Origin of the sequence: Cytobacillus sp. FSL W8-0315, from assembly GCF_038002905.1 — a bacterium.
In the GTDB taxonomy this organism is placed as follows: Bacteria; Bacillota; Bacilli; order Bacillales; family Cytobacillaceae; genus Cytobacillus; species Cytobacillus pseudoceanisediminis.
Genome location: NZ_JBBOOC010000001.1, coordinates 926,961 through 950,384, shown reverse-complemented (window position 1 = coordinate 950,384; position 23,424 = coordinate 926,961). Strand labels below are relative to the sequence as shown.

The following is a 23,424-nucleotide window of genomic DNA, read 5'->3' as shown; positions in this document are numbered from 1 at the left end:
CATCAACGAAGCCATTTCAGCCGCCATTTCTTCAACCATGACCAGGCCAATTAATCACTCCAAAAAACTTATAAACACTTATATATCAACATTTTGCAAATATCCATCCAACCATCAACATGTTAACCGCTTACTATTTCAACATGAATTTTACTTCCATTTCTCCTATACTCTATCATAACTTTTCCAGCTTTGCGGGGAAAGAGACTTTTAACATAATTATTGATTAATACTATAAAAATCCATCTACTCATGATCACCCACCCAACCACCAACATATCAACCATGTAATTTTGCAGTAGTTTGACACTCATCTCCCCTCCCCTTTATAGAAAAGAACAGAAAAATGCACCTCCTTTTAAGAGAGGTGCATTTTTTTAGTTTTACGGTTTATATTCTTCCGGACGATCATTAGTCTGTTGAAAATGGTAGCGGATTGCTTCGCAAATTCTACTGGAGGCATTTCCGTCACCATATGGATTTACGGCCTTTGCCATTTTTTCATAAGCTGCCCGGTCAGTCAGAAGTTCAGTTGCCAGTTCGTAAATAGGCTGTTCCTCAATGCCGGCAAGCTTAAGGGTGCCGGCTTCAATTCCTTCTGGCCTTTCCGTTGTATCACGGAGGACAAGTACAGGCACACCAAGGGAAGGCGCTTCTTCCTGGACTCCGCCCGAATCTGTCAAAATCAGATGAGCTCTTGATGCAAAGTTATGGAAATCAATGACGTCAAGAGGTTCAATAAGATGAATGCGGCTATCGCTGCCGAGGATTTCTGATGCGATTTCCCGTACAGCCGGGTTCAAGTGAACTGGATATACGACTTGTATATCTTTCTGTTCTTCCACCAGCCTTTTAATAGCCTTGAACATGTTCCGCATTGGCTCGCCCAGGTTTTCACGGCGGTGTGCAGTCAGAAGCACAAGGCGGTCATCGCCAATTTTCTCAAGGACTTCATGATGATACGCGTCCTTAACAGTCGTTTTAAGTGCATCGATTGCCGTGTTTCCAGTGATATAAATACTATCCTTCTTTTTATTTTCATTTAAAAGGTTTTCCGCTGACTTCGATGTTGGCGAGAAATGCAGATCAGCCATGACACCTGTAAGCTGGCGGTTCATTTCCTCAGGGAACGGGGAGTATTTATTCCATGTGCGCAGTCCCGCTTCCACATGGCCGACTACGATCTGATTATAGAAAGCGGCAAGGCTTGCAATAAACGTTGTAGTGGTATCTCCATGTACAAGCACGATATCCGGCTTTACTTCCTTCATGATCTTATCAAGACCCTCAAGTCCGCGTGTTGTCACATCCACCAGTGTCTGGCGATCTTTCATGATATTCAGATCATAATCTGGTGTGACCTTAAAAATATTTAATACTTGATCCAGCATTTCACGATGCTGTGCCGTAACGGTGACAATCGATTCAAACTGATCAGGGCGTTTTTCCAATTCAAGAACAAGGGGTGCCATTTTAATGGCTTCCGGCCTTGTCCCGAAAATCGTCATCACTTTAATTGGACGAATCATTCGGAGCACCTTCTTTTTTAAAAGATATTTTCAATCTTTTTGTCCATCAATGAGCTGAGATTATTTCGTTCCGAATAAACGGTCGCCTGCATCACCGAGACCAGGAACAATATAGCCTTTTTCGTTCAATTTTTCGTCTAATGCTGCGATATAGATGTCAACGTCAGGGTGAGCTTCCTGTACAGCCTCTACCCCTTCAGGAGCAGCAATCAGGCACATGAATTTAATGTTTTTGCCTCCGCGCTTTTTAAGAGAGTGGATGGCTTCAATTGCGGAACCTCCAGTTGCAAGCATTGGGTCAACCACGATGAAATCTCTTTCTTCCACATCACTTGGAAGCTTTGCATAGTATTCAACCGGCTGCAGTGTTTCCGGGTCGCGGTATAAACCGATATGACCCACTTTTGCAGCTGGAATTAGCTTCAAGATGCCGTCAACCATTCCAATTCCTGCACGCAGAATAGGGATAATTCCTATCTTCTTACCTGCTAGTACGCTGGACTTCATCGTGCTTACTGGAGTTTCTATTGTAATTTCTTCTAAAGGCATATCACGGGTGATTTCGAATGCCATAAGTGTTGCCACTTCATCGACAAGCTCACGAAATTCCTTTGTTCCCGTACTTTTTTCACGAATGTATGTAAGCTTATGCTGAATTAATGGATGGTCAAAAACGTAAACCTTTGCCATGATTATCTCTCCTTTTCAATATGCAGATTAGTCGAACCACACTTCGTCTAATTTTACAGAAAAACAGTTCCATCGGCAACTATGATTCGCTTTTGTTAAAGAAAAGTCATTTTTAAAAGAAAAGCGTAAGCGCCTCGTTCACCTAAGGAACGCAGGCTAAGAGCGTCACGTCCTGTGGCAGAGTCTGCATGACCCGCATCCTCCCAAAAGCTGCCGCTTTTGTTCGTGCGAGGATTATGCTGACGAAGCCTTCCTTGACCTGCGGGCCTCAAGCATAAGACGGTTCCTGTAAGAAGCCATTTTTCCCTTTGAAAGGAAACGGGCTTAGACCTAGAGTCCCTGGAGCCCCAGCTAGACAAGCTTGTAACCTCGAGGGGGCAGGCTGCTTGCGCCAGACAGTTCTCGAAGTTCGAAATTTCCTTATATAACCATACAAAAGCCGGCCTCTTGCTGTGGCCGGCTGATTGATTAATATTCAGGGTATAAAGTGAAGCTGCCTGTTAAGGCTTCGACGCGCTGAGCCGCTTCTTGAAGCTTCCCTTCATCTTCATGATTCTTTAGTGTGAAGGCAATAATGGATGCAATTTCTTGCATTTCTTTTTCGCCAAATCCGCGGGACGTAACAGCCGCTGTTCCGATGCGGAAGCCGCTTGTCACGAATGGGCTTTCCGGATCGAAAGGAATCGTGTTTTTGTTGACTGTAATGCCGACCTCATCAAGTACTTTCTCAGCAACTTTCCCTGTTAAACCAAGGGAGCGGAGATCAACTAAGAGCAGATGGTTGTCTGTACCCTGTGATACAAGGTCAATTCCTTCAGCCTGCAATGCTTCCGCCAGCTTTTTGGCATTAGAAATAATATTGCCTGCATATGTTTTGAAGTCTTCCTGAAGCGCTTCGCCGAAGGCAACCGCTTTTGCCGCAATAACATGCATTAAAGGACCGCCCTGGATTCCAGGGAAAATGGATTTATCAATTTTCTTCGCATATTCTTCTTTGCAGAGAATCATGCCGCCGCGCGGTCCACGTAATGTCTTGTGCGTGGTAGTTGTAACAAAGTCCGCGAACGGAACCGGATTCTGATGAAGCCCAGCAGCTACAAGACCTGCAATATGAGCCATATCAACCATCAGCATGGCACCGACTTCATCGGCAATTTCACGGAAACGCTTGAAGTCAATTTCACGCGGATAGGCACTTGCACCCGCTACAATTAGTTTCGGTTTATGCTGACGGGCCTTTTCAAGCACATCATCATAATTGATGCGATGTGTTTCTTTATCCACCCCATATTCGACGAAATTGTACTGCACGCCGCTGAAGTTAACAGGGCTGCCATGAGTTAAATGACCACCATGGGATAGATTCATGCCAAGAACATTGTCTCCCTGTTCAAGGACAGTGAAGTATACAGCCATATTTGCCTGTGCACCTGAGTGCGGCTGCACGTTCACATGCTCTGCTCCGAAAATTTCCTTCGCACGGTCACGTGCTAAATCTTCGACTACATCCACATGTTCACAACCGCCATAATAGCGTCGGCCTGGGTAGCCTTCAGCATACTTGTTTGTTAAAACAGAACCCTGTGCTTCCATTACCGCTTCACTGACAAAGTTTTCAGAAGCGATTAATTCAATCTTTGATCTCTGGCGTCCCAATTCTTCCTGAATCGACTTGAAAACCTGCTCATCCTGCTGTGCTAAATGCTTCATAAGAATCCTCCCTTTTCTCCAACACACTTTTAATAAAGGAAAGCTTTGTTAAGGCTCTCCATTTTTATGTATCGATCTTTTTGTGAAAATTCTTTTTCATTTTAGCATGTTTTCCGAAAAAGTGACAGGCACCTATACCAGTTTGATGAAGTGGTATAGGTGCCTGTCACCATCCTTTTATTCCCAGTTCCAATAATCCACTTCGCCAAGGTATGGCGCACGGATTTGCTTTTCTTCTTTTAGCTTTAATAGCTCTTTTACCGGGCCGGTAACGACTGCTCCATAGACAGTGAAGCCGTTTTTTTGCAGATATTGATGACGTTCTTTCAGATGATCCAGTCCTAAAAAGTTTTCATAATAGCTTTGAGATTCATTTTTTAACAGGTTTTCCATCTGTTTCAGCATCAACTTTTTATTTTCTTCCATAAATTCCTCATTAAGAGCCAATTTCGACTCTGACATATAATCTTCTCCTGCTTCCCTTCCTCCAGTCAGACCATAAATGGATGTTAATTCGATTGAGTTGCCTCCGCTTCCATACCCCGTCTGAAATTCCTTCAGTTCCCCTGTATAGAGCGGCATCCAAAGGACTTCCAGGTCATAGGGCTCTAACAAGGTCAGAAGATCTTCAGGTTCCATGAATGACTGTGTGGAAAATGCCATTTCCGCCACAGTCCCGTCGTGTATTTTGTCAAGAGATGCCCAAACACCTGGTTTCCCTTCAGCTGATAGCCTTTTTCCGCTTTTCGGATTTTCAGGCAGAGAGAAACGGTAAATGTTTTCGTTTTGCGGCTTATATTTCTGGATTTTTAAGGTTGAATACGAATTTAGCAGCCTTTTCTCAATGTGAACCTCCCCGATTGTTTGAGATTCGCGGCCAATCTGGCTGGAAATCGGATAAGATATTTTCTGTGTCAGAAAGGGTGTTAGTTCTTTATTAACAAAACCACCAAAATCCTCATATAGATTCGGATGCTTCCAATCAAGAGCTACCTTGCTGTAAAATACATGCTTCTTTTCACTATTGGCGGCATCGGATAATATATTCACGGCCATCATATAAACCCAGAACAAAAGCAGACAGGCAGCGATGACCCTCATTACTCTGAATGTTAAGGTAAAACGGTATTTGGCCATGATTTTCTTTTCGCGGTCTTTGTTCCAGTCAGTCATGTTTTTCCCTCCAATGTTCATCGGCGAGCTGTGTCAGCTTTTTCCGGGCCCGATGCAGTGTCACCTTTACTTGATTTTCCGATAGATCCAGCGCCTCCTGGATTTCACTATAGCTAAAAGACTCAAATTCTCTTAAATATAAAATGGACCGATACTGTTCCGGCAGGCAGCTCATAAGGTCTGCTACTTTTTTCTTCGATTCTTTATTTAATGCTTCATCCTCCGGCAGCCCATAGGGACTTGTCATTTCATCTCTGGAAAATAAATAGCCGGCAAAAGGAACCTTCTTTCTCCTCTGCCGTTTCCTCCATTCATCCAAATAGGCGTTCCTTGCTACTTTGAATAGCCATGCCCTTACATCTTCCTGTTTATAGAAAGAGAGAGAAATCGTTGCCTTAATGAATGTTTCCTGAGTTAAATCCTCCGCTGTTTCCTTGGAGCCTGACATTTTATATAAATAGTAATAAAGCGGTCTGGCATAATGCCGATATAAATCATCCAGCCTATCCCGCCTGTTTTCTTTCAACGGTTTCTCCCCCTTTCTCAAGAAAAGCTGCACTTTATACACGTTCTTCCTTCCTGAATGTTACACGTTCCATAAAAAAAGTGACAGGCACCTATACCAGTTTGATGAAGTGGTATAGGTGCCTGTCACCCATAGAGTTTAACTGCATGATTCATTTTCTGGTTTACGTTCATAGATCGCCCGTGCCCCGCCGATCAGTTTCGGCCTGGTTTTGGCCATGGTGACGTGGGCCTCGCCCACTGATTTTTGTGAGGTCCTGATCGGAACGGCTACATGCTTCAGATGCATGCCGATCAGGGTGTCGCCGATATCAATTCCCGCATCTGCCTTGACAAACTCTACCATGACGGGATCTTTGAAGTGTTCATAGGCATATGCTGCCATCGCGCCGCCGGCCGTGCGGTGAGGGATGACGGTTACTTCATCCAGGCTTTTTGCTTCAGCAACAGCCCTCTCAACTACGAGTGCCCTGTTCAAATGTTCACAGCATTGAAAGGCGAGAGCTGCCCCCGTATCCTTGTGGAGCTTGTCCAGACGTTCAAAAATCATTTCAGCCACTTGTTCCGTTCCGGCTGTGCCGATACTTTTCCCGGCCACTTCACTTGTGCTGCAGCCAACTACTATAATATGCTTTTCTCTTAGAAGTACTTGTTCGCTAAATTCACGAATGATTATATCCAGTTCTTTTTTCCATTGTTCAATCAAAATGCTCACCCTTTCGGAAGATTCACTTCGTTTCGTAAGCTGTAATCTTTCCTACACGGTTTTCATGGCGGCCGCCTTCAAATTCCGTTGAAAGCCACACTTTTGCAATTTCACGAGCCAGGCCTGGGCCAATCACTCGTTCACCCATAGCGAGGATGTTGCTGTCATTATGTTCACGGGTTGCTTTGGCACTGAATACATCATGCACAAGCGCACAGCGAATTCCCTTCACTTTGTTAGCGGAGATGCTCATGCCAATCCCCGTCCCGCAGATCAGAATGCCTTTATCGAATTCCCCTCCTGCTACCTTTTCAGCAACAGGCAATGCATAATCCGGATAATCTACTGAAGTTTCGCATTCACAGCCGAAATCCTCATACTCAATGTTCATTTCATCCATTAGGCTTTTGATTTCCTCGCGGAGATTAAGTCCGCCATGGTCTGATGCAATTGCAATTTTCATTATGAAACCCTCCTGTTTGAAGCCCGCTTAATTTTGACATTATGCTTTTATTTTGACACAAAACATTGAAAATATAAAGAAAGGGAGCTGCATTTTGGGCTCCCTTAAAGTTTAAACTTAGTAATTGTGCTATTTAATTTTTCCGCTTGTTCTTTAAGCTCGATGGCCAGTCTTTCTACATTTCCAATCACAGCAGTCTGATGCTGAGTGGCTGCTGAAACCTCCTGTGCGCCTGCTGATGTTTCTTCAGCAATCGCCGCAACTTCCTGGGATTGTGTGGATGTAAGCTGTATTCCCTCCATCTGGTTATCAACCAAGCCTGAAATAGCAGACACAGATGCAGCCATTTCATTGACCACTTTCGCCATTTCTTCAATCACTTCGTTTGTTTTCGTCCCCTTTTTCACTTCATTATTAGCAGTCTCCACTTGATAAGAGATTTGCGTAACAACATTGCGGACCTCTTCCTGAATGTTTTTTATCAATTCTGAGATGCCCTGCACTGCCTGTGCACTTTCATCTGCAAGTTTACGCACTTCCTCAGCGACTACGGCGAACCCTTTGCCATGGTCCCCCTCACGGGCTGCTTCAATGGAAGCATTTAAAGCAAGAAGGTTAGTCTGCGCTGCAATATCACCGACAAGCTGAATAATCTGCTCCACTTTCACGGCATTTTGTTCAAGGCGCTTCACTGTCTGCAATGATTCCTCATTATCGCGGGCCAATTTTTCTATACCTGAAATAAGTGAATGGATCACTTTCTTTGATTCCATCAAGTCCTGAACCATTTCGCCGGAAACATTTTGTGATGCTTTTGCTGTATCCTGGACCTCCTGAGCAATTCTCAGGACATCTTCCATTGATTCAGCTGTTGATTGAATGGAAACCGCAGAACTATCTGCTCCCTGGGAAATTTCGCTAATGGTTCTAGCAATCGAATCTGCCTGCTCTGCAGCTGCTGAAGACTCGGAAGACATCGCAATGACCTTTTCATTCGTTTCTCTAAAATTCTCGTCAATTTTATGGACCATATCCCTTAAATTGAAAAGCATATGATTGAATGCAATGCCCAATGAACGGATTTCATCATCTGACTTGGAAAGCTCTGCGTCCTGGCCGATATCGCCATTGGCAGCCATGAGTGCCGTTTTTTCAAGTTTCTGTAAAGGTTTGATAATGAAACCTGCAGCAAAAAAAGCAAGAACACCTGACCAAAAAATACCCATTCCTAAAGTTATAATAGTAAAAACAGCCTCTCCAAATGGAAGCATTTCTTCAATACCAGGAAATAGAAAGTAAAGAAATATGGCACTTGTGGTGTATGTAATGATGGCCAGCGATGTGATAAAGAATACGAGCTTTTTCCTAAGGCCAAACTTATAGCCCTTTTTCTCCCCCATTATGTTGTCCCCCTGATTAATCTGGTCTCTTTACGCGATCCAACATTTGTTCAATCGCTTCTGTCAGATCTTTAAATGTATTTCTATATATCTCAACCGGTCCCCCATATGGATCGATAATATCTCCCGCGGCTCCGGCAAACTCTTTTAGTGTGAAGGTTTTGTCTCCCGCATCAGGAAACATGGACAGAACGGTATTTTTGTGGCCGGCTGTCATTGTTAAAATATAGGTCGCCCAGTCAATTAACTCTTTACTCATACTGGAAGACTGATGCTGCAGCGGTATCCCATGCTCCTCCAGCACACTTTTTGTATGCGGGGACGCCTCGCTGCCGTCTGCTGCAAAGACTCCAGCCGATTTCACTTCTACACCCGGGAGCGATTTGCTTTTTAAAATGGCTTCTGCCATCGGGCTTCTGCAAGTATTTCCTGTACATACAAATAATATTTTTGTCACAGAGATACTCCCTCCTTATATATCGGTCTATAACCATAAAATTTTATTCAAATATTTCAGTTTGCACTTTTCTTACATTATAAGTCAAAATTCCCATAACACCTATAGCTCCCTTGCAAAAAAAGAAAAAGGGCGACCCGCACCCTTTCCATTTTTCACAAAATATTAACATTTAAACACAGGCTCACTTTTATAAAAATAAGAGTTTTACCCCGAAGGCAAGGAGGATGGCACCACCGAGCGCCTCGCTGTAGGAGCCGATCCAGCTTTGTACCTTCCTGCCAGTGAGGAGGCCAGCCCATGTGAGGATGGTCGCCCCGGCTCCGAAGAACACGAGCACAAGCAAGGTTTTGGCACCGTAGATTCCGAGGCTGAGGCCTACTGAAAAACTATCAAGGCTGACGCTCAAGGCAAAAATCATCAGCCCTATGCCCACAGGGGTGATTAAGCTGTCTTCATCATCCCTGAAGCTTGACCAAATCATCTGCACACCTAATAAAAGGAGCAATCCCCCGCCTGCATAACCGGCAATGGCTCCGAATGTATTTGATAGAAATCGGCCTGCTATCATTCCCAATAAAGGCATCCATACATGGAAAAGTCCAATGGTGATGCCGATTTTTGCTATTTGTCTGAGGCGGAGTTTGTACATCCCCATGCCAAGACCTACCGAAAAGGCATCCATCCCCAATGCGAATGCCATTAGAGCCAGTGTTAAAATTTCCCCGATCATTACAGACATTTTTCCGCCTCCTTGGACTTGCTAATTCAGCATATGCACGTCCAGACGGTTTTAGAATGCCGACCGTTTTCCAAAACAAAAAACCGCCTCATGACGAAACGGTTTCATTATCTATCTCCTAATGACCCTGTGTCCTGCTGCTTTCATCAGGCGGTTCATGATTGCGTGCCCGACACCTTCACCCGGGAACATCTCACAGAAAATAATATCAGCATTTGTTGTGTTGAAGTATCTTAATGCTTCATAGAGCGAGCTGGCCACGGTTTCAAGCTTATCCCGCTGTCCGCAGGCATAGATAAAATCAGCGCGATAAAATTCCAGGTTTTCCGATGTTGTCAGAACCCCCACAGAAAGGCCTTCCTTCTTTTTATCCTCAACAAAATACTGGATGTCTTCTTTTGTTCCTTCTACTAGATAAAGCGGAGCATCCGGCGCATAGTGACGGTATTTCATGCCGGGAGATTTTGGCGCCTGGCTTTCATCCGCTAATGCAGGATCTACGATGATCTCGCCTACAGCCTCTTCAAGCTGTTCTCTCGTAATGCCGCCTGGCCTTAAGATGACAGGCACATCACCTGTACAATCCACTACGGTGGATTCCACGCCAACGCCTGTCGGACCTCCATCCACTAATCCAGCTATTCTTCCATTCAAGTCTTCCCACACATGGTCAGCCGTTGTCGGACTGGGCCTTCCCGAGCGATTCGCACTTGGAGCGGCAATTGGCAATCCTGTTTTATTCAGCAGCGCCAGGGCTACTGGATGATCAGGCATTCTCACAGCAACTGTAGATAAATCTGCCGTTGCATAATGGGAAAGAACACCTTCCTTTAGATTAAAAATGAGCGTAAGCGGTCCCGGCCAAAATCGATCCATGAGCGCCTGCGCATTTTGCGGAATTTCGGTTACAAAAGCATCAAGCTTGCCTTTGTCAGCAATATGAATAATCAGGGGATTATCACTCGGACGTCCCTTCGCCTCAAATATTTTTCTGACCGCTTCATCATTTTCCGCATTCCCGCCTAATCCATATACGGTTTCTGTGGGGAAAGCGACCACTTCATTTTTTTTTAACAGATCGGCAGCTTGTGAACACTGTGAATAACTATCTTCTTTATCCACACTGTTATCCACCGACCATCTTTTTGTAATCATTGTTATCCACCTTCACAAAAAATGTTTTTTTGCTGTCAAAATTCCTATGTTTTCGACATTTTTTTGAACATTCCTTTGGAAAGTATAGTAGAAGAAGCTGGATAACTCAAGTCTTATCCACAAATTGTGTATAAATAAGAGGGATTTGTGTATAACTTTAGCAAGATACCCACAATTCACATGGATAATTTCAAAAAGAAAGAGTTATCCACAGTCATGATATGCTTAACATGCTCCGACTCGAATAAAACTTCCGGCAAGTGGGCTGTTTCTTCCTGTTTAAAGCCAAGCAGGCTGAAAAATGCCAGCGAGTTTCTTTTATTTGATGCGAGATATAAGGATTCCATGCCCCGATCCCTTGCCAGCAATAATATTTGCTCAAACAAAATAAATAGATCTTTTTCTGATGCTGTGGATGTCATCACAAGTGATCTCAAAAGACCAATCTTTCCATGGGGTTCAATTCCCAGGGTAGCCTTAATATCCCCGGAATCACTCTCCATAATCAAAAAATATTCGATTGCTTCCCTTATCCCATCCGTACTTAAGTTTGCCGATTCCAGAAAAGATGCCAGATTCTCCACATCTGAAGCATCAGCACATCTCACTACACCTGTTTCCATTTCTTCACCCCATTTTCTAATTGTCACTCTATGAATATGAAAAAATAGAAAAAGTAGAACTAGATTTGAAAAATATTTCAGGATGTGAGAGAAAGAAAGATTATTGTAAAACAAAACACGGCAGCTGTTTGAATTCCGCTGCCGTGTTTATATTACTATCATATGCAATTTTTCTGCGGCGGGTTTAGTCGTTCGAGTTGCCGCCTTTTCTGCCGATTTCTTCGTAGAAATCGCGGTCATGGTTTTCACTTGTTGCTTCTCCGCCTTTGCGTCCAATTTCCTGATAGAATTCCTTGTCATGATTTTCCGCTGTCGCTTCTCCGCCTTTTTGGCCAATCTCCTGATAGAATTCACTATCATGATTTTCCGCTGTTGCTTCTCCGCCTTTTTGGCCTATTTCCTGATAGAATTCCTTGTCATGGTTCTGGCTTGTTGCTTCTCCGCCCTTTTGGCCTATTTCCTGATAGAATTCCTTATCATGGTTGCGGCTTGTTGCTTCTCCACCCATGCGTCCCCTTTCCTCACGAGACATTTTATCGTTGTTATTATTGTTGTTTTTAGCCATTATCTTTCATCTCCTTTTTGTTTATGTTTTGTTGTTACACTACTTTAAATATCCGTTTTTAGTAGAATCAAACGCATGAAAAGAAGATGTTAAATGCTTGTCTTAAATGTAATTTGATTTCCAGTTTTTATAATGATTCTAAAAAAGGAAGACCTCGCTCTGCAGCAAGGACTAACCGAAGATTTTCTCCCATATTTCAGCTAAAAAGAATTTTACTTCCACAGGTTCTTCATCTTCTTCTGTATAAACAGGTGCTGTTTCTTTTTCGGAATCTGTATCAGCAGCGATTTCTTCTGCTTTTACTTCTCCCTTCTTTTCTCCTTCTTCAAAGCCTTCGCTTACAGCCACACCGTTTGAGAAATCAAGGAAGCAAAGAGGAGGGAAAAGCACACACCACCAGTTGGCTCCTTTTCCTTCGCCAAGAGTGATCAAGATCGCTTCGTATTCGCCAGCCGGATATAAAAACTGTCCGTATAATTTCGTCGGGAAGCTGACTTTTCCAAAGTCGGCATTTACTTTCTGATCAGATCCTTCATCAGCTACAACTTCTTCTGCAATCTTTTGAATCTCAGGCAATCTGGACTGGATCAGTTCACGTGCATCTTCGATTGAAGTTAAATCTGCCACCCACTCAGTGATCTCTGCATTTATTGCGTCCCTTACTTTCCTCTTAATCGCCTGGTCTTCTTCATTATCGCTGTTGGCCAGAATGCGCAGCCTGATTGCCTCACTTGGTATGACCATCGGCTCATCTGCCGTCACTTCTGTTTGCGGTATATATAAACTTAAAATGGTTCCTAAGGATAAAATCAGTACATATAATTTCACAATCGTTTTTGTATTCATCATTTCCGGCACCATCCCTTCACTATCCACAGTGTGGACAGGTTGCCAGAATCTTAAACTATTAAAATTAAATTTTTTTATAGTATTCTGATGCAGTGCCTCTCACCTAATAAAAAACCGCCATGCCGGCGGCTGTGTTACTCTATTTCCGCAAAAACCATCCGGTCTTTGCCGTTAATGTCATAGACTGTTTCCACATTTGCCTGCGGGAATGCCTGCTTCAGGAGTAATGAAACTGCTTCACTTTGGCCGGCACCCACCTCGAAGCCGATGATGGCACGGTCTTTGATGACAGCTGGCAGCTCTTCCATGAAGCGCCTGTATAAGTCCAGTCCGTCTTCACCCGCAAAGAGGGCGCGGTGCGGTTCGTGCTCGGTAACTATATCTGACATCCACTCGATATCCTTTTCCGGTATATATGGAGGATTGGATAGAATGATATCAAATTTCTTCCCTTTTGAAATAAGAGGCTGGAGAAGGTCACCCTGATAAAAATCGATTTCCGAGCCATTCTGTTCTGCATTTTTCTCAGCCAGTTCAAGGGTTGGTCCGTAGATATCTGTGGCCGTGACATTTAATTCCGGTTTTTCAAGCTTCATCGTAACGGCAATCGCCCCGCTGCCTGTACCGATGTCTGCCATTTCAAGTCCATTCACAGAGCCGAACAGCTTATTTATCTTCTGCAGAGCGTTATAAACCAGTTCTTCCGTTTCTGGCCTTGGAATAAGTACATCTTCATTCACCTGGAAGGCGCGCCCATAGAATTCTTCAGAGCCGATGATATACTGAACAGGCTGGCCCGCAGCGTGTGATTGCACTGCCTTCTGGAATTCATCCAGGACTTCCGGATTCAAATCTTCACGTAAATTAGCCAAAAAGCTTGCCCTGGTCATCTTCATAAAATGCTGCAATAACAGCTCACCGGCATTCTCATCGCGGTTTGACTCTTTTAAAAAAGAAGAAGCCCAGTTGAGGGCTTCATATACTTTCATAGTTGGATTACTCATTGGATGCACTGTCCAGCTTCGCAGATTGCTCTTCAACGATCAGCGCGTCAATAACCTCATCGAGCTTGCCTTGAAGGATCTGATCAAGCTTTTGGATTGTCAAGCCGATGCGGTGATCCGTTACACGGTTTTGCGGGAAGTTGTACGTCCGGATACGCTCAGAGCGGTCTCCGGTACCAACTGCTGATTTACGCTGCTGGTCATATTCGGCCTGTGCTTCCTGCTGGAATTTATCATAAACACGGGCACGAAGAACTTTCATCGCTTTTTCTTTATTTTTAATCTGTGATTTTTCATCCTGGCAGGATACAACCGTACCTGTCGGCAAGTGAGTCAGACGAACAGCTGACATCGTCGTGTTAACACTCTGTCCGCCCGGTCCGCTTGAAGCAAATGTATCCACACGGATATCTTTTTCATGAATGTCAATTTCCACTTCTTCTGCTTCAGGAAGAACCGCAACTGTTGCAGTTGAAGTGTGGATGCGCCCGCCGGATTCAGTTTCCGGCACACGTTGAACACGGTGTGCGCCATTTTCAAACTTAAGCTTGGAATAAGCGCCATTTCCGTTGATCATAAAGATGATTTCCTTATAGCCTCCAACGCCCGTAGAGCTTGCCTCAATGACATCGATCTTCCAGCCCTGCGTCTCGGCATAGCGGCTGTACATACGGTATAAGTCACCTGCAAATAATGCAGCTTCATCACCGCCGGCTGCACCTCGGATTTCCATAATAACGTTTTTATCATCATTAGGATCTTTAGGAATGAGGAGGATTTTCAGACGTGCTTCCAGATCCTCTTTTCTTTCCTCAAGCTCGGACAATTCTTCTTTTACCATTTCGCGCATTTCGGCATCAAGCTTCTCTTCAAGCATGGCACGCGCATCCTGATACTGCTCTTTCACTTCTTTATATTCGCGGTATGTGTCCACAGTTTCCTGAATACCAGACTGTTCTTTTGAATATTCGCGAAGCTTTTTCGGATCATTGACAATTTCCGGATCGCTCAAAAGCTCATTTAATCTTTCATAACGGTCCTCGACAGATTGAAGACGATCAAACACAGCCATTCACCTCAATTTTTTATCCAATAACCGCCGGATATTGTCCCAGCGGGGTATAGTTTCATTTTATTTAAAGCCGTAACTCCATAACATTCTAATTATAGTATAGGTGATTGTTGCAGTCAAAACCATTCGGGAATAAGGATGACTTCTTCCCTGTTAATAAATTTTCTGAAAAATCATTGCGGATTTTTGTGATATCCGATATATTGGTTTTATGAAAAACAAAAACATTACACCCATCAAACGTTTGTCCCTTAGAGATGAAGTATACGAAACAATTAAGAAAAATATTATCCAGCTTGATTTTGAACCGGGTTCGCGCCTTCATGACAAGGAACTGGCAGAAGACTTTGGGATCAGCCGCACGCCTGTCCGGGAAGCCTTAAAACGGCTTGAGGATGAAGGGCTTGTTGTATCGACGCCCGGTTCATCAACCCGAGTCACCCCTCTAAATGAAGAAGGTGCCAGCCACGCCTTTCCTGTGGCAGCTTCCCTGCATGCTTTAGGTGCCAGGCTTGGCGTTCCCCGCTTAGTGCCAAGTGATTTTAAAAGGCTTGAGGCAGCCAATAAAAATTTGGAGGCCGCTATGAAAAAACAGGATATTCTTGGTGCAGTAAAAGCAGATGAAGCCTTCCACGAGGTTTATCTTTCTGCTGCAGATAATCCCGAAATTATCTCAGCATTAAAGAGAATTATGCCCAAAATTCAGCGTCTGGAAATTGCTCAATTCGGATCTATGAATGGGCTGAAATCTGTTGAACAGCACAAAAAAATTATGGAAGCTAGCAGGCAAGGCCAGGAGCAGCTGGCATCCAGACTGGTGGAGGAAAACTGGCTGAGCCTTGGCGGGCTTTTAACAGGGAAATGAGGTGAACTCGCATGAAGGCTATTCTATTAGGCGTTTGCTCCGCCTTCTTTTTTGCTTTTACATTTGTTTTGAACCGGGCAATGGAAATGGATGGCGGGAGCTGGCTGTGGAGTGCATCGCTCCGCTATTTTTTCATGATTCCCCTCTTGGGTGCCATTGTGGCATTCAGAGGGAATTTACGGCCATTATTTACTGAGATGAAAAAAACTCCCGGGCAATGGCTGTTATGGAGCTTTGTTGGCTTCGGTTTATTTTATGCTCCGTTATGTTTTGCAGCAGCCTATGGTCCCGGCTGGCTGATTGCCGGGACCTGGCAGATTACGATAATCTCCGGCTCCCTGCTTGCACCGCTGTTTTTCGTTGCATATCGAACTGGAAAAGGAACTGTTAAGGCTAGAGGAAAGGTACCATTTCGCGGTCTGATGATGAGCCTGATCATTCTTCTTGGAGTTGCTGTGATGCAAGTCGAGCATGCCTCCTCCATTTCATTTCGGGATACCATGCTTGTAATCATTCCTTTAGTTATCGCATCCTTTGCCTATCCATTAGGCAACCGCAAAATGATGGATGTGTGTGAAAATCGGCTGGATGCCTACCAGCGTGTGCTCGGAATGACAATTGCCAGTCTTCCGTTCTGGGTCATTCTTTCTGCAGCTGCCATGGCAACAAGCGGAGTGCCCAGCTTTGGCCAGGTCACTCAGTCCGGTTTAGTAGCCCTTTTTTCCGGGGTCTTTGCCACGGTGCTTTTCTTTGCAGCCACTGACCTTGTCCGCGGCAATATGCAAAAACTAGGTGCGGTGGAAGCAACCCAGTCTCTCGAGGTCCTTTTTGCTGTTCTCGGCGAAGTGCTGCTGCTGTCAAGCCCCCTGCCATCTGGAATTTCTTTGACAGGGATGGCACTTGTGATCATCGGCATGGTGCTGCACAGTTATGTAACTTCAAATAAAGTAAAATTAAAAAGAAAGGCTGCGTAAAAAAAAGGCCCTAGGTAAGCAGGGCCTTTTTTATGTGCGGTCTTCCTGAACCTTTACTTCAATGTGATAAGTCGGAAGAGCTTTAATGAGATCTTTGTGCAATCGAGCCTGTGAATTAATCTTTTCCTGGTGGGTCATATTGCCTTGTCGATATGCAGTCACCCACATATCCTCTCCATTTACCCAAACAGCTCCCGGGCGATACCCCTCGTGAGCAGCAACGACCTTGCGGGCCTGGTCGATATCATCCTGATTATCCAGACGTTTGCCGTCAAAATTGATAAAGTTTGGGTTCTGCTCTCCGCTCATCGTCCTGTCCAATGTATCATTGTCCTCTGTACGGTCCAGATTATTATTTATAAATGAAACTCCATCCTGGGTCTCATGGTCATACTCACTCTCAGTTGCCTGATTGTTGGCACAGCCAGCCATAAAGGCGAGCATCAAAAGGAAAACACTAAGTTTTTTCATTACTGCACCTCCTTTTTATAGCATGTCCGCTATTAGGAGGAATGTGCAGTCCAATATAAGGCAGAGCTGGGGTAGTGAAGGATTTGAGTTAGCGGCTTGAACGTTCATGGCGGCTTTTTCGGCTGCCCTTTCGTTTTTCGGCTTCATGAGGCGGTCATGCCGACCTTTTCGCAGCTTCCTTTTGGTTTTTGGGCTTCATGAAGCCTTCATGGCGACCTTTTTCCGGCTTCCCTTCTGTTTTTCGGCTTCATGGAGCGGTCATGGCGCCCTTTTCCCGGCTTACCTTCTGTTTTTCGGCTTCATGAGGCGGTCATGCCGACCTTTTCTCGCTTCGTTTTCATTTTTATGAGCCGCTCATGACGAAATTTTTAATTTCGCCTTCCGTTTTCCTTTTCCTGCACCATAAAAAACCCCCGCAAACAAAAAAACTGCCCGGAACATGCCAGGGCAGAGAGATCGTTTAGTATAAAATTATGATAAAAACTCGGTTGTTTTATGTTTGTCTAGAACATTTGGCGACTTGGGAACTTCATGGTGATGGCGGCAGCGCGGTTCATATGCTTCTGATGCGCCGACCAAAATAACCGGGTCATCATATGAAGCTGGCTTTCCATTGATCAGGCGCTGTGTACGGCTTGCAGGTGAACCGCAAACGGCACAGACGGCTTGAAGCTTTGTAACCAATTCTGCTATCGACATGATGGCAGGCATTTGGCCAAACGGCTCCCCGCGGAAGTCCTGGTCAAGCCCGGCAGCGATGACACGATGTCCGCTGTCAGCCAGGTGCTGAATGACTTTTACAATTTCATCATCAAAAAATTGCACTTCATCAATCGCAATCAAGTCAATGTCAGCTGTAATGTATTTAAAAATATCGGTAGACTGGGAAATGGGTCTAGCTATGACCGAAGTTCCATTATGTGAAACGACAGCTTCATCACTGTATCGGTTATCGATCTGCGGCTTAAATACAGCGATTTGCTGTTTGGCGAACTGAGCTCTGCGCACACGGCGAATCAGTTCTTCTGATTTGCCGGAGAACATGCTGCCGCAAATGACTTCCACCCATCCGTGATGATTCATAACGTACATGAACGGCCTCTCCTTCCTCGTTCTAACTAATAGAATGGCTTGTTATCATTAATTTATGAAGAAAGGGTCGAGCTGTAATTTGTATTATACTCGGCTTTTTTCAAGGCAAAAAAGTCCACTCAAAACAGTTCTTCATATCCAATAAGGCTTATTTCGCAATAAAAAACAGGCAAGATAGTTAACTTGCCTGTTTTTGTTGTTTATTATTTTTGTTCTGACTTAATGCCGTATTTCTTATTGAAACGGTCAACACGTCCGCCAGCTTCAGCGAATTTTTGACGTCCAGTATAGAATGGGTGGCACTCAGAGCAAGTTTCAACGCGGATCTCTTCTTGAACAGAACCGGTTTCGAACTCGTTACCGCAAGCACATTTCACCATTGCTTTTTTATAGTTAGGATGAATTCCTGATTTCATTCTTTTCATCTCCTTCCGCCCTGAATCATTCGAAACAGAGTTATATATTACGGGCAATCATGAATTGCCGTAAACTTCAAAAACACACTGTCATCATTATAACAAGTCCATGTATATTTTGCAATATGCGAATTCCGCATCCTGGAATTTCCAGAATGCTGTTTTTGCTTATTAAAGGCGTCCGCTGATTTCCGCTGCGGGCACTTGCTTTCCGCGGTAAGGAACCGGGGCCTTCGCTCCAACCAACTCAGTAGAATAATTTAGATTACTGCAGAAAACAAACTTAACATAAACAGCGTTTCTAAATAGCTACATGAGCATTCAAGGTTATTAAGAACGCTTAGCCTTCATTTCTTCTGCCAAGTTAGCAAAAAACTCTTCGTTCGATTTTGTCTGTCTTAGCTTGCGAAGCAGTTTTTCAGCAAAATCCGGTGAATCGGACATGGATTTGCGGATTGCCCACAGCTTGTCCAGATGATCTTTCTGTATAAGAAGTTCTTCTTTGCGCGTTCCGGATCGGCGGATGTCGATGGCCGGGAAGATTCTTCTTTCAGCCAAGGAGCGGTCAAGGTGCAGCTCCATATTGCCTGTCCCCTTAAATTCTTCGTAAATAACGTCATCCATGCGTGAACCCGTGTCAACGAGTGCAGTTGCCAAAATCGTCAAGCTTCCGCCCTCTTCAATGTTACGCGCTGCACCGAAGAAACGCTTCGGACGGTGGAATGCAGCCGGGTCAATACCGCCGGAAAGTGTTCTTCCGCTTGGAGGAATAACCAGGTTATACGCTCTTGCCAGTCTTGTAATGCTGTCCATCAAAATAACAACATCACGCTTGTGCTCAACCAGGCGCATAGCGCGTTCAAGAACGAGCTCGGCCACTTTAATATGGTTTTCAGGCACTTCATCAAATGTAGAGCTGACCACATCGCCTGCAACTGAACGCTCGATGTCTGTTACCTCTTCCGGGCGCTCGTCAATTAATAAAACAATCAGTTCCGCTTCCGGGTGGTTGGTTGTAATGCTATTGGCAATTTCTTTTAACAGCATGGTCTTACCTGCTTTTGGCGGCGCGACAATCAGACCGCGCTGCCCGAATCCAACCGGTGCAAGCAGGTCCATAATTCTTGTAGACAGCTGTCTTGTACCTGTTTCCAGTTTCATATGGCGGTTTGGATATAAAGGAGTCAGACCAGGGAAGTGAACACGCTCTTTTGCTGATTCCGGATCATCGCCATTTACGGCTTCAACTTGCAAAAGGCCGAAATAACGCTCATTTTCTTTTGGAGGACGGACTTTTCCTGAAACCTTATCTCCGTTTCTCAAGTCGAAACGGCGAATCTGGGAAGCGGAAATATAAATATCCTCAGAGCTTGGTGAATAATTGATTGGACGAAGGAAGCCGAATCCTTCTGACTGAATGATCTCCAGGACACCTTCCATGAAAAAGTAGCCTTCCTGCTCTGCTCTTGCTTTCAGGATGGCAAAAATCAATTCTTTTTTCGATAACTTGCTGTAATAAGAAACTTTATATTCACGGGCAAGTTCATAAAGCTCTTTCAGCTTCATATTTTCTAAACTTGAAATGTTTAAACCCATTTTTACACCACACTTTTGAAATTTTCAATCATTTCCTCCATATGCAGCTGTACAAATAATGGACTTTATATGAAAGGAAAGGGAAAGATACTTGAGGCACTGAAAATAGCTGAAGAATCTATCATTATGTTCTTAATTAAAGGTTTCGAGGAATGGAACGGTTTATTGTCCGTTTTTTAGTTGATATTGGAGGCATCCTCTTCTCCGAAATGCGTAAGCGCCTTGCCTGACCCTCGGGGGGAAGCGCTGGAGCCAATTTAAAAAACAATCTCTATTTTACCCCTTAATATGAAAATTAATCAATAACTAAATTTGAGATGGAAAATATAGCAGGAAGGAAATGAAAATGAGCAGGCTGGCGCAGATGGCCAGCTCTCATTTTCTTATCTATCTTTTATGAAAATTATTTAATAACAAGATTTGGCTTTTTCTTTAGACTATGGCGTCCTTCGACAAAGCGGACCGTACCTGATTTGGCACGCATGACAAGCGAATGGGTCGAACCATACGAACCTTTAAATTGTACGCCTTTCAGAAGCTCTCCGTCTGTTACACCTGTTGCAGCAAAAATGGCATCATCGCCTTTTACCAGGTCTTCCATAAGAAGGACTTTATTAATATCGAGGCCCATCTTCAAGCAGCGCTCAGCCTCTGCGTCATTTTGCGGAAGAAGTTTTCCTTGAATTTCTCCGCCAAGGCACTTAAGGGCAACAGCTGCCAATACGCCTTCAGGTGCTCCACCAGATCCGAAAAGAATATCAACGCCAGTCTCATCAAATGCGGTATTAATGGCTCCAGCCACGTCCCCATCATTGATCAATTTAATTCTGGCACCAGCTTCACGAAGCTGGCTGATGATGTGCTCATGGCGCTCACGGTTAAGCACTGTAGCCACAACATCCTGGATATCTTTGTTTTTTGCTCTTGCGACCGCTTTCAAATTATCCAAAATAGAAGCGTTAATATCAATTTGTCCAACCGCTTCAGGACCGACTGCAATTTTGTCCATGTACATATCCGGAGCATGCAGAAGGTTTCCGTGGTCAGCTACCGCAAGAACAGCTAATGCATTCCAGCCTCCAGATGCTACGATGTTGGTGCCTTCGAGCGGATCGACAGCAACATCTACACGCGGACCATAGCCTGTTCCAAGCTTTTCCCCGATATAAAGCATTGGCGCTTCATCCATTTCGCCCTCTCCGATAACAACTGTTCCCTTCATTGGCACAGTATCGAATACATCTCTCATTGCAGAAGTAGCAGCATCATCCGCTTCATCTTTTAATCCGCGGCCCATCCAGCGTGCTGATGCTAAAGCGGCACCTTCTGTTACGCGAACTAATTCCATTGACAAACTTCTTTCCATCGATTCTTCCTCCCCAGATTCTAAGGCTGGCAGCATGGCGAATGCAGACCGGCTATTACCGCCGGCACCGCAAAAGCCCGCCTTAATTTATATTTGTCTGCTGATGTCACTTAGGCTTTGGCCCAAGTAAATCAGTCAGCTGTCAATATCTCAAGATGTTTCTCTATTATGCGTTCTTCATTTGTTCCATTTCGTCTTTGCTCATTTCTTCGCGCCAGATTGTGGCACCAAGTCCATTCAGCTTTTCAACAAGGTGGCTATAGCCTCTGTCGATATGCTCTAAACCAGTGACTTCGGTAACTCCCTCAGCCATCAAGCCGGCAATTACTAGTGCTGCGCCTGCGCGCAAATCACTCGCCTTAACTTTAGCGCCCTGAAGCTGAATTGGCCCATTGATGATTGCCGAGCGTCCTTCAACTTTAATGTTGGCATTCATCCTGCGCAGCTCATCAATATGCTTGAAACGGGCACTATAAATGGTATCCGTAACCATGCTTGTCCCTTCTGCACCAGTTAACAGAGAAGTCAGCGGCTGCTGAAGGTCTGTTGGGAATCCAGGATAAACAAGCGTTTTAATATCCACTGCTTTCATTTTTTCAGCTGGCCCGACAAATACCTGATCGTCGTTCGTTTCAACCTGAACGCCCATTTCGCGCAGCTTTGCTATTAGGGACTCAAGGTGATGGGGGATGACATTGTCAATCAGCACACCTTCTCCAGCCGCTGCACCAACAATCATATAGGTCCCCGCTTCAATCCGGTCTGGGATAATCGTATGCTGGCAGCCATGCAGCTGGTCTACGCCATCGATGCGGATCACATCTGTGCCGGCACCCTTGATTTTCGCCCCCATATTGGTTAAAAGCGTAGCAACATCAATGATTTCAGGCTCTTTTGCAGCATTTTCAATTATTGTTCTGCCTTTTGCCCTGACAGCAGCAAGCATGATATTGATGGTTGCCCCAACGCTGACAACATCGAGATAAATACGGGCTCCGCGAAGCTCATCGGCACGAAGGTAAATGGCTCCCTGCTCATTGGTCACACGCGCGCCAAGAGCTTCAAAACCTTTGATATGCTGGTCAATCGGCCTTGGTCCGAGATGACATCCTCCAGGAAGTCCAATAACCGCTTTTTTAAATCGGCCGAGCATCGCTCCCATTAAATAATAGGAAGCACGTAATTTTTTCACTTTTCCGTTCGGCAAAGGCATGGAAATCATGGAAGAGGGATCCACTGTCATATCATTTTCAGAGAATTCGACAGTGCCCCCTATTTCTTCAAGCAAATCTTTTAGAATTTGTACATCCGAAATATCCGGCAAACCTTCAATTGTCACAGGGGATTCCGCTAAAATGGTAGCTGGAATCAATGCTACAGCACTATTCTTCGCTCCGCTGATCCGGACTGTTCCTTTTAATGGATATCCGCCTGCAATCATTAGCTTTTCCATTTGTAACTCCCTTCTAAGCCGTTGTTAAAACACTCATGCTGACATTTGACTTCAATATTTTTAAAAATTGATAGCCCTTACAGCAAAAGCTACACACTACTTTTCTAACCAATTCCGCCAGAAAATAGCCCCAGATTCTATAAGAAACCAAATAGGCCTGTCTATTTTTAATATCGGAAAAATAGTCTTTGGGAAAATATGCACTTTCATATTATCATGTATCTGCATTTTGCAACATCGCAAGATGAACATGGAACAATTTTCCATTCATTTTTTACAGATTCCGACATTATCTTTATCCTATAGTTTACACGAAAAATCAAATCTCATGTATTGTATTCAAAAAAAGTTAAAATTAAGAAAGAAGCACTAAAATCCGGGGTACAAATGATGGGGCTGGCTTTGCTCAAGAAAAGCGCAGGCGCCTTGCCCACCCCAGACACCTCGAGGGGGTAGGCTGCTTGCGCTAGACAGCTCTCAAAGTATTAAATAAGCAAAGCCAGTATCCTAAAGTTATTTTTTCGCAGA

The 23,424-nt window shown here is 44.4% G+C and carries 25 protein-coding genes; 2 read left to right on the top strand and 23 right to left on the bottom strand.

The genetic code is table 11. From position 1 onward, the window contains the following. Positions 1-122 precede the first annotated feature (122 nt). The 17 genes from MKY20_RS05080 to prfA form a co-directional block, all read right to left on the bottom strand. A complete protein-coding gene (locus MKY20_RS05080) occupies positions 123-314 on the bottom strand; it encodes a hypothetical protein (RefSeq protein WP_251174306.1) in 192 nt (63 codons plus the stop codon). A gap of 69 nt (positions 315-383) precedes the next feature. Next, the gene (gene wecB / locus MKY20_RS05075; RefSeq protein WP_251174307.1) at positions 384-1,529 is read right to left on the bottom strand and encodes a non-hydrolyzing UDP-N-acetylglucosamine 2-epimerase; all 1,146 of its coding nucleotides are present in this window, start codon (positions 1,527-1,529) and stop codon (positions 384-386) included. Positions 1,530-1,589: 60 nt separating this feature from the next. Further along, a complete protein-coding gene (gene upp / locus MKY20_RS05070; protein ID WP_217025985.1) occupies positions 1,590-2,219 on the bottom strand; it encodes a uracil phosphoribosyltransferase in 630 nt (209 codons plus the stop codon). A 468-nt stretch (positions 2,220-2,687) separates the two neighbouring features. Next, positions 2,688-3,929, bottom strand: coding sequence for a serine hydroxymethyltransferase (gene glyA, locus MKY20_RS05065; RefSeq protein WP_341000579.1), 1,242 nt, complete (start codon positions 3,927-3,929; stop codon positions 2,688-2,690). Positions 3,930-4,106: 177 nt separating this feature from the next. After that, positions 4,107-5,102 (bottom strand): anti-sigma factor, encoded by a 996-nt coding sequence (locus tag MKY20_RS05060; protein ID WP_251174309.1) that lies wholly within the window; start codon positions 5,100-5,102, stop codon positions 4,107-4,109. Further along, entirely contained in the window at positions 5,095-5,628 is a 534-nt protein-coding gene (locus MKY20_RS05055) for a sigma-70 family RNA polymerase sigma factor (protein ID WP_009332248.1), read from the bottom strand. The genes MKY20_RS05060 and MKY20_RS05055 overlap by 8 nt, the downstream gene beginning before the upstream one ends. Before the next feature lie 138 nt (positions 5,629-5,766). Continuing rightward, entirely contained in the window at positions 5,767-6,333 is a 567-nt protein-coding gene (locus MKY20_RS05050; RefSeq protein WP_251174310.1) for a TIGR01440 family protein, read from the bottom strand. Positions 6,334-6,355: 22 nt separating this feature from the next. After that, positions 6,356-6,796 carry a ribose 5-phosphate isomerase B gene (rpiB, locus tag MKY20_RS05045; RefSeq protein WP_009332252.1) on the bottom strand — a complete coding sequence of 147 codons (441 nt, stop codon included), beginning with the start codon at positions 6,794-6,796 and terminating at the stop codon, positions 6,356-6,358. A 104-nt stretch (positions 6,797-6,900) separates the two neighbouring features. Next, a complete protein-coding gene (locus MKY20_RS05040) occupies positions 6,901-8,196 on the bottom strand; it encodes a methyl-accepting chemotaxis protein (protein ID WP_251266801.1) in 1,296 nt (431 codons plus the stop codon). 16 nt (positions 8,197-8,212) lie between these two features. Next, positions 8,213-8,653 (bottom strand): low molecular weight protein arginine phosphatase, encoded by a 441-nt coding sequence (locus MKY20_RS05035; RefSeq protein ID WP_251174312.1) that lies wholly within the window; start codon positions 8,651-8,653, stop codon positions 8,213-8,215. Positions 8,654-8,843: 190 nt separating this feature from the next. Further along, on the bottom strand, positions 8,844-9,395 hold the full coding sequence (locus tag MKY20_RS05030; RefSeq protein WP_009332258.1) for a manganese efflux pump MntP: 552 nt from the start codon (positions 9,393-9,395) through the stop codon (positions 8,844-8,846). 111 nt (positions 9,396-9,506) lie between these two features. Further along, entirely contained in the window at positions 9,507-10,550 is a 1,044-nt protein-coding gene (locus MKY20_RS05025; RefSeq protein WP_009332260.1) for an L-threonylcarbamoyladenylate synthase, read from the bottom strand. A 176-nt stretch (positions 10,551-10,726) separates the two neighbouring features. Continuing rightward, on the bottom strand, positions 10,727-11,173 hold the full coding sequence (locus tag MKY20_RS05020) for a hypothetical protein (protein ID WP_019380603.1): 447 nt from the start codon (positions 11,171-11,173) through the stop codon (positions 10,727-10,729). Positions 11,174-11,357: 184 nt separating this feature from the next. Further along, positions 11,358-11,738: a glucose starvation-inducible protein GsiB gene (gsiB, locus tag MKY20_RS05015; RefSeq protein ID WP_251174313.1), complete on the bottom strand. Its 381-nt coding sequence runs from the start codon at positions 11,736-11,738 to the stop codon at positions 11,358-11,360. 171 nt (positions 11,739-11,909) lie between these two features. Next, positions 11,910-12,584 (bottom strand): stage II sporulation protein R, encoded by a 675-nt coding sequence (spoIIR, locus tag MKY20_RS05010; RefSeq protein ID WP_026041616.1) that lies wholly within the window; start codon positions 12,582-12,584, stop codon positions 11,910-11,912. A gap of 137 nt (positions 12,585-12,721) precedes the next feature. Next, entirely contained in the window at positions 12,722-13,576 is an 855-nt protein-coding gene (gene prmC, locus MKY20_RS05005; protein ID WP_251174314.1) for a peptide chain release factor N(5)-glutamine methyltransferase, read from the bottom strand. Positions 13,577-13,583: 7 nt separating this feature from the next. Continuing rightward, entirely contained in the window at positions 13,584-14,657 is a 1,074-nt protein-coding gene (gene prfA, locus MKY20_RS05000) for a peptide chain release factor 1 (protein WP_019380601.1), read from the bottom strand. A 217-nt stretch (positions 14,658-14,874) separates the two neighbouring features. Here prfA and MKY20_RS04995 point away from each other — a divergent pair, with 217 nt between their 5' ends. Both MKY20_RS04995 and MKY20_RS04990 read left to right on the top strand, forming a co-directional pair. After that, positions 14,875-15,528 carry a GntR family transcriptional regulator gene (locus tag MKY20_RS04995; protein ID WP_071159486.1) on the top strand — a complete coding sequence of 218 codons (654 nt, stop codon included), beginning with the start codon at positions 14,875-14,877 and terminating at the stop codon, positions 15,526-15,528. An 11-nt stretch (positions 15,529-15,539) separates the two neighbouring features. After that, positions 15,540-16,502, top strand: coding sequence for a DMT family transporter (locus MKY20_RS04990; protein ID WP_251174315.1), 963 nt, complete (start codon positions 15,540-15,542; stop codon positions 16,500-16,502). Positions 16,503-16,532: 30 nt separating this feature from the next. Here MKY20_RS04990 and MKY20_RS04985 read toward each other — a convergent pair whose 3' ends face one another. The 6 genes from MKY20_RS04985 to MKY20_RS04960 all read right to left on the bottom strand — a co-directional run bounded on the left by MKY20_RS04985 (position 16,533) and on the right by MKY20_RS04960 (position 22,896). Next, positions 16,533-16,973 (bottom strand): hypothetical protein, encoded by a 441-nt coding sequence (locus MKY20_RS04985; RefSeq protein WP_341000574.1) that lies wholly within the window; start codon positions 16,971-16,973, stop codon positions 16,533-16,535. A gap of 471 nt (positions 16,974-17,444) precedes the next feature. Next, positions 17,445-18,065, bottom strand: coding sequence for a thymidine kinase (locus tag MKY20_RS04980; protein ID WP_009332277.1), 621 nt, complete (start codon positions 18,063-18,065; stop codon positions 17,445-17,447). Positions 18,066-18,268: 203 nt separating this feature from the next. Then, positions 18,269-18,481: a 50S ribosomal protein L31 gene (rpmE, locus tag MKY20_RS04975; protein ID WP_009332279.1), complete on the bottom strand. Its 213-nt coding sequence runs from the start codon at positions 18,479-18,481 to the stop codon at positions 18,269-18,271. Between the two features lie 330 nt (positions 18,482-18,811). Further along, on the bottom strand, positions 18,812-20,077 hold the full coding sequence (gene rho, locus MKY20_RS04970) for a transcription termination factor Rho (protein ID WP_009332281.1): 1,266 nt from the start codon (positions 20,075-20,077) through the stop codon (positions 18,812-18,814). Between the two features lie 403 nt (positions 20,078-20,480). Then, the gene (glpX, locus tag MKY20_RS04965; protein ID WP_251174317.1) at positions 20,481-21,443 is read right to left on the bottom strand and encodes a class II fructose-bisphosphatase; all 963 of its coding nucleotides are present in this window, start codon (positions 21,441-21,443) and stop codon (positions 20,481-20,483) included. Positions 21,444-21,609: 166 nt separating this feature from the next. Further along, entirely contained in the window at positions 21,610-22,896 is a 1,287-nt protein-coding gene (locus MKY20_RS04960) for a UDP-N-acetylglucosamine 1-carboxyvinyltransferase (protein ID WP_009332283.1), read from the bottom strand. Positions 22,897-23,424 lie beyond the last annotated feature (528 nt).